We start from the raw sequence: 6,517 nt of genomic DNA, 5'->3' as shown, positions 1-6,517 counted from the left end.
AGGATTTTTCAATATGCATTCATTGAGTTTCTTCAGGATATTGCCAAATGGCTGGTTATCGGACTGCTGCTGGCAGCATTGATTTCAGTGATTGTTCCACCTGATTTTTTTGAGAAATACATCGGTAATCAATGGATTGAAATGATTGTTGTGTTGATGGTATCTGTTCCGCTCTACATTTGTGCCACAGGTTCGGTTCCGGTAGCTGCTGTTCTGATGATGAAAGGATTATCGCCAGGAGCGGCACTTGTTTTTCTGATGGCAGGTCCGGCCACCAATGCTGCTACCCTGACAGTACTGGGGAAATCGCTCGGACGAAAAACACTTATTCTTTATCTTATTTCAATTATCGGCAGTGCTTTGTTTTTCGGGAGCATCATCAACATTTTTTTTGGAGGAAGCGGCCTGTTTCAGCAACATTTTCATCATGTTCACCATCATGAACATTTCAACTGGCTGCAAATAACCAGCGGTATTGTTTTTACTTTACTGACGCTGAATGCATTGGCTTTAAAATACAGGCTCTACACTTTGCCTGCCCCGAAAGAACGAACAGAAAAAAATGAATTTAAAATGGATAAATTAACTGTTATTGTCAAAGGCATGACCTGCAACCATTGCAAGGCAAATGTTGAAAATAATCTTAAAAATATAGAAGGCATTGACTCAGCCGAAGCCGATATTGTGAAAAATACAGTCATACTAACCGGAAATAATATTGACCTTGAAAAGGTAGGCAAAGTCATTTCGCAACTGGGATACGAGTATGCAGGCCCCAAATAATCAGGGCATTACATGAATAAATACCGGCAGTTTGCTTTGCAAGCCCCTGGTGTTTGCAGCAGAAATGGTCATGATAAAGTTTGAATGATCATTGACATGGAAAACAAAAGTATCCATGATAATTTCATTGGCCGACTGAAGCAGAAACGACCTGAAATGAACACTTGAATCAGCGGCATTGCGGATATCCAGTGAAGCTTCAGTGAGCATTGAATTATCCTGAATTTCGGCTTTGACAAACATGGTATCGCCATTGTAAAACAAAGGGCTACGGGTGGTTGGCAACAGCAGGGTGATGACGGGACTTTCTTCTTTCTCTTTGCAGTCCATCAGGAGGAGAGAAGCCAAAGCAAAAGTTATAAGAATGGTCCTTAAAATGAATTTCAAGTTGTCGTTATTTAAGCGCAAAAATAGTCTTTCAATGATGAATCTCAGAAATGCCTCTTTTCTTTTTCCTGTCCATGTTCTTTTCACAGGTTTAAATCAGTGTTTTCAATTCACTAATTCAGTCCTAATGTTTAGGGGGATAGATCAATTGAAAAGAGTGCGAAATGCTGAATTCAGAGTGTGAAGTTGCAGAAAAAAGCATCTGGAGTTCAGATTGACCCACCCCTCCCTGTGGGGGAAATTGCTTATTGCAAACCGCCTATTGCTTATTAATTTTCACATTTCCATATTTTCACATTTCTTCATCGCCTCAGCCTTATTTTAACATTAAGTCTCCTCCACTTTAAAGCTTTCATTCAGCCCGATGGCTCTCCGGATAATGGATGAGTCATATTTTTTACGGAGATAATCCATGGCAAGATAAAGGTCGGTGGTTTCGGGTTTATCCTCAAAAAGATTTAGTTGCTGGTTGCCGTAAACCAATCCGCTAAGTTTCACGCCAATAAGCCTGATCAGCATCCTACGATGGTAAAGCCGCCTGAAAAGTTGTTTGGCCGTTTCTATCAGGTGATGATCATAGGAAGTATAGGGGATTTGTTTTTGCAGGGTGTGGGTATCAAAATTGGCATAACGTATTTTAACAGTTACACAAGAGGCCAGTTTTTGTTTTTTACGCATTTCAAAAGCCAGTTTTTCAACCATCACCGTCAGCAGGCGTTCAAGATGAACCACATCAATGGTATCCTGTTCAAAAGTACGTTCCGAGCTGATCGACTTGCGTTCAGAATAGCTGAAGACAGGGGTAGGGTCAATGCCGTTTGCTTTTTTCCAGACGATAAGGCCATTTTTTCCAAGGACCTTTTCGAGCATTTCAGGAGGCATATCTGCCAGTGTCTGTATTCTGACTATTCCCATGGAACGCAGCAAACGATAAGTTTTTTGGCCTATCATGGGTATTTTCCTGATAGAAAGAGGGAAGAGGAAAGGTTTTACTTCAGGAAAACGGACTTCGAGTTCTCCGTTCGGTTTGGCTTCTCCTGTCGCAATTTTTGCCACCGTTTTATTCACCGAAAGTCCGAAAGAAACGGGCAAGCCTGTTTCTTTGATAATGCGCTGACGTAGTTCTTTTGTCCATTTCAGGCAGCCGAAAAAACGGTCCATGCCGGTAATGTCGAGGTAATGTTCATCAATAGAAGCCTTTTCATAAAGCGGAGCATTTTCTTCGATGATATCGGTTACCATACGGGAATAACGGCTGTAGCTGTCCATATCACCACGTATGACGACAGCATCGGGGCAAAGCAAACGTGCCATTTTCATAGGCATGGCCGAATGAACCCCAAACTGACGGGCCTCATAACTGCAACTGGCCACCACACCCCGCCCGGATGTACCCCCTACGATGACAGGCTTACCATTTAGCTTGCTGTTGTGCAATCTTTCTACCGACACAAAAAAAGTATCGAGGTCAAGATGTGCAACTGTTCTGTTTGTATTCTCCTGATAATGAAACATATCTGCTAATTTCCTCTTTTTTCGTTTGATTAAAATTTAATCATTTTTTCTGATTGAAATTTAATCATTTTTGAAAAAAACGTATTACCTTTGTAAAAATTTTTTTCAGGAGCGCTTCGCATGAAAAAGGAAAAGAAGAAATAAAAACGAGTAATTAAACATCCGGATATGATGTATTTCGCAGGAAACATTAAATTTTTAAGAAAGCGGCTCAGGATGACACAGGATGAGCTATCACAGGCATTGCAAATGCCACGTCCAACCCTGAGTGGTTATGAAAATGGCGTATCGCAGCCCACTATAAAGGCTTTGCTTGCTTTTTCACAGTATTTTCATGTGTCGGTCGATACCTTGCTGAAAGTAGATCTGACAAAGTTAACCCCCGGAGTAGTCAGCATGATTCTTAACGGAGATGATATTTTCATCACCGGAACCAAGCTGAGGGTATTGTCCACCACTTTATCTCCCGACAACAAAGACAACATCGAGCTGGTCAACGAAAAGGCCAAAGCTGGCTATGCCACAGGCTTTGCCGACCCTGAATTTATCAAAACCCTGCCTGTTTTTCAGCTTCCTTTTTTGTCAAAAGAACGGAAATACCGCACCTTTCAAATCAGTGGCGACTCCATGCTTCCTATTCCTGACGGCTCTTATGTAACAGGAGAATTTGTTGACAACTGGCTGCTCATCCGCGACAGGTTTGCCTATATCATCGTTACCATTGAAGAGGGGATATTGTTCAAAATTGCAGAAAACAGGATTGAAAAAGAAAAAAAGCTTGTATTACATTCCCTGAATCCTGATTATCAGCCCTTTGAAATTCATGTCAGCCAGATACGCGAAATATGGAAGTTTGTCAATTATATCAGCCCTGAAATTCCGGAACCTAATCTGCCAAGGGATGAGCTGACAAAAACAGTCATGGAACTGAAAAGCGAAATCACTGAGATAAAAAGAAAACTCTGGGAATAGTTTCATCGTACCGGTATAGAAAAAAACTTCACCTCAATAATAATTTATTTGTAAAAAGGTTAATACTATCCTGAACTTCCTTTTTCGTTAAAAGTCATTACCTTGTACAAAATTTTTTATTTTATGCAATTGTCAGAAATGAAGTTTTTATTAATTTTTCTATTTTTAAAATCAATGGTTAATCCTGCTTACTCCCAGCAAAACACAGAAAACGACACTACCCGCAAAGACGCCTTAAAGCTTTATATCAGCTGCTCATCCTGTGATTTTGACTTCCTAAGAAGGGAAATAACTTTCGTTAATTTTGTCAGAGAGCCGGCTGAAGCACAGGTGTATTTGCTGATTACCAGTCAAAACACAGGGAGCGGTGGGTTACAATATAATTTGTTTTTTATCGGACAAAACGAATTTAAAAGCCTGAATGACACTTTGAATTTTACTGTTTCACCCGATAATACCAGTGATGAAGAAAGAACATTAATGAGCAGGGTAATTAAAATAGGACTGATGCGTTACATCACCCGAACACCTGTATTTAAAAACATTGAGATTAATTTTACTACAGAAAAAAAGCAGGAAGAAGTCAGTGACAAGTGGAACAACTGGGTGTTCAGAGTCAGTTCAACTGTCAATGGCTCTTTTGAAAAAAGCTATCAGTCTTTTTCCTTAAATTCCTCATTTTCAGCAGAAAAAGTTACAGAATCATTTAAAACCGAGTTTTATCTGAGCCACTATTATTCAGAGAGTCATTATCTGATCGAAAACGACATCTATAAAACATTTTCAAGGTCTTTTACCTTTTCAAACCTTTCGGTGGTCAGTCTGGGAGAGCATTGGTCGGGAGGCCTGTCCAGTGCCATTTCCTCCTCTCTTTACAGGAATATTCAATACAACCATGCCATCGGGCCAGCCATTGAATATAATCTGTTTCCCTATGCTGAAGCCTCCAGAAGGCAGTTAAGAATTAAATACACCGTTGGGCATAAGTTTAACCGATATTTTGATACCACTCTTTATGGAAAAATAAGTGAGCCACTGTTTGAGCAAGCCATTGGAATTGCTTACGAAATCGTACAAAAATGGGGAAGTATTAATCTGGCACTTCAGGGGTCGAACTATCTTCACGATTTTTCGAAAAACAATTTATACATCTATGCTTCAGCAAGATTTCGCATTGTTAAGGGATTGAGTTTTTCAAATTTCGGTTGGTTTACTTTGTCACACGATCAGATTGAACTGCCTAAATATGATGCTACTCCGGAGGAAGTCTTACTGCGTATCAGGGAACTTGAATCTCAGTTCAACTTTTACATTTATGCCGGATTTACCTATACTTTTGGCTCCATTTACAATAATGTCGTCAATCCACGTTTTGGTGATTAAGTTTAACACGATTATTCTATTTTTGCAACCTCATTAAAACCAGCAATCATGAAACCTATACTTTATTTATTCCTGATTTTTATTTTCTCATCTCTGACATTACTTGGCCAGGATGGATATAAATTTTCAATTATCAAAGAACTGAAAGCCACTCCGGTCAAAGATCAATATCGTTCCGGTACTTGCTGGAGCTTTTCAGGACTTTCATTTCTTGAATCGGAACTTATCAGAATGGGGAAGGGAGAATTCGACCTTTCGGAAATGTACATTGTCAGACGGGCATACACCCAGCATGCTGATAAATACGTGCGTTTTCAAGGCAAAATAAATTTCAGCGGAGGCGCTGAATTCTGGGATGTTTTCAATGCCATAAAGGAATACGGACTGGTACCTGAATCAGCCTATCCGGGTCTGGTCATTGGAGAGCCAAAACACGTTCACGGTGAAATGGATGCCGTGTTGAAAGCCATGTTGGATGCTGTCATTGAAAATAAAAACAAAAAACTCAGTCCGGTCTGGAAAACTGGTTTTGAAGGCTTACTGGACGCCTATCTGGGAAAAGTACCAGAGAGCTTCACCTATAACAATGTTACCTATACCCCGCAAAGCTTTTTCCAATCGCTGGGACTTAAGATTGACGATTATGTCATGATTTCCTCGTTTACGCATCATCCGTATTATGAAAAATTTATCATGGAATCGCCCGACAACTGGAGTATGGGAGAAGTTTACAACCTTCCGCTTGACGAAATGATGGAAGTCATCAGCCACGCCATTGCCAAAGGCTATACGGTAGGATGGGCAGCAGATGTCAGCGAAAATGGCTTTTCATGGTCAAATGGCATAGCCATAGTCCCCGAAAAAGATATTGAAGATCTGACCGACCTGGAGCGTGCCAAGTGGAGCGAAATGACAAAAGAAGAAAAAGACGCCCTTGTGTATCATCAAAACAAACCCGGCAAGGAAAAATCAATTACTCCGGAACTACGGCAAAAAGCATTCGACAATTACCAGACCACTGACGACCATGGCATGCACATCATTGGCACGGCAAAAGACCAGAATGGCACGCTCTATTTCAAGGTTAAAAACTCATGGGGCACCAATGGCTCGAAATATGACGGTTATTTCTATGCTTCAGAATCTTATGTCAGATACAAAACTATGTCAATACTTGTGCATAAAGATGCTTTGCCGAAGGCCACTGCCAAAAAACTTGGTTTTTAACATCCTGATTAAACAGATGTTAAAAGATTGATTTTATTGTAACAAAAACATTACTTTTGCAGTCATAAAAATATGCGGCTTATTTTAAAAAATATTGCATTTTCTGTTTTTGTGCTTATCATTTTCAGTTCCTGCAGTGAGTTTCAGAAAATCCTCAAAAGTGATGACATCAACCTGAAATATGCCACTGCCCGTGAGCTGTTTGATAAGGAAGAATACCAGAAAGTTATTTTGCTGCTCGAAGACATTT

At 40.1% G+C, this 6,517-nt stretch carries 7 protein-coding genes; 5 read left to right on the top strand and 2 right to left on the bottom strand.

The genetic code is table 11. From position 1 onward, the window contains the following. Window positions 1-783 (top strand): heavy metal-associated domain-containing protein (locus tag GX437_00300; GenBank protein NLJ06087.1); only part of this gene is annotated, 783 nt, incomplete at its 5' end. On the opposite strand, the gene GX437_00295 is transcribed toward GX437_00300, so the two are convergent. Together GX437_00295 and dinB are read right to left on the bottom strand one after the other, a co-directional pair. After that, window positions 784-1,170 carry a hypothetical protein gene (locus tag GX437_00295; protein NLJ06086.1) on the bottom strand — a complete coding sequence of 129 codons (387 nt, stop codon included), beginning with the start codon at window positions 1,168-1,170 and terminating at the stop codon, window positions 784-786. A 327-nt stretch (window positions 1,171-1,497) separates the two neighbouring features. Beyond that, window positions 1,498-2,685: a DNA polymerase IV gene (gene dinB, locus GX437_00290; GenBank protein ID NLJ06085.1), complete on the bottom strand. Its 1,188-nt coding sequence runs from the start codon at window positions 2,683-2,685 to the stop codon at window positions 1,498-1,500. 171 nt (window positions 2,686-2,856) lie between these two features. Between dinB and GX437_00285 the strand changes: the two genes are divergently transcribed. The 4 genes from GX437_00285 to GX437_00270 form a co-directional block, all read left to right on the top strand. Next, window positions 2,857-3,657 carry a helix-turn-helix transcriptional regulator gene (locus tag GX437_00285; GenBank protein ID NLJ06084.1) on the top strand — a complete coding sequence of 267 codons (801 nt, stop codon included), beginning with the start codon at window positions 2,857-2,859 and terminating at the stop codon, window positions 3,655-3,657. A 174-nt stretch (window positions 3,658-3,831) separates the two neighbouring features. Beyond that, entirely contained in the window at window positions 3,832-5,040 is a 1,209-nt protein-coding gene (locus GX437_00280) for a hypothetical protein (protein NLJ06083.1), read from the top strand. A 45-nt stretch (window positions 5,041-5,085) separates the two neighbouring features. Beyond that, the gene (locus GX437_00275) at window positions 5,086-6,267 is read left to right on the top strand and encodes an aminopeptidase (protein ID NLJ06082.1); all 1,182 of its coding nucleotides are present in this window, start codon (window positions 5,086-5,088) and stop codon (window positions 6,265-6,267) included. 72 nt (window positions 6,268-6,339) lie between these two features. Next, window positions 6,340-6,517 (top strand): outer membrane protein assembly factor BamD (locus GX437_00270; GenBank protein NLJ06081.1); only part of this gene is annotated, 178 nt, incomplete at its 3' end.

It is taken from the genome of Sphingobacteriales bacterium (assembly GCA_012517435.1).
Classification (GTDB): Bacteria; Bacteroidota; Bacteroidia; order CAILMK01; family JAAYUY01; genus JAAYUY01.
Note: the sequence above shows the minus strand (reverse complement) of the source record. Positions and strands in the feature narration are given on the sequence as shown.

What these genes read in the sequence shown, in the direction of transcription:
- dinB (NLJ06085.1), bottom strand. Translation starts at nt 2,685, where the DNA reads ATGTTTCATTATCAGGAGAATACAAACAGAACAGTTGCACATCTTGAC.
- GX437_00285 (NLJ06084.1), top strand. Translation starts at nt 2,857, where the DNA reads ATGTATTTCGCAGGAAACATTAAATTTTTAAGAAAGCGGCTCAGGATG.
- GX437_00280 (NLJ06083.1), top strand. Translation starts at nt 3,832, where the DNA reads ATGGTTAATCCTGCTTACTCCCAGCAAAACACAGAAAACGACACTACC.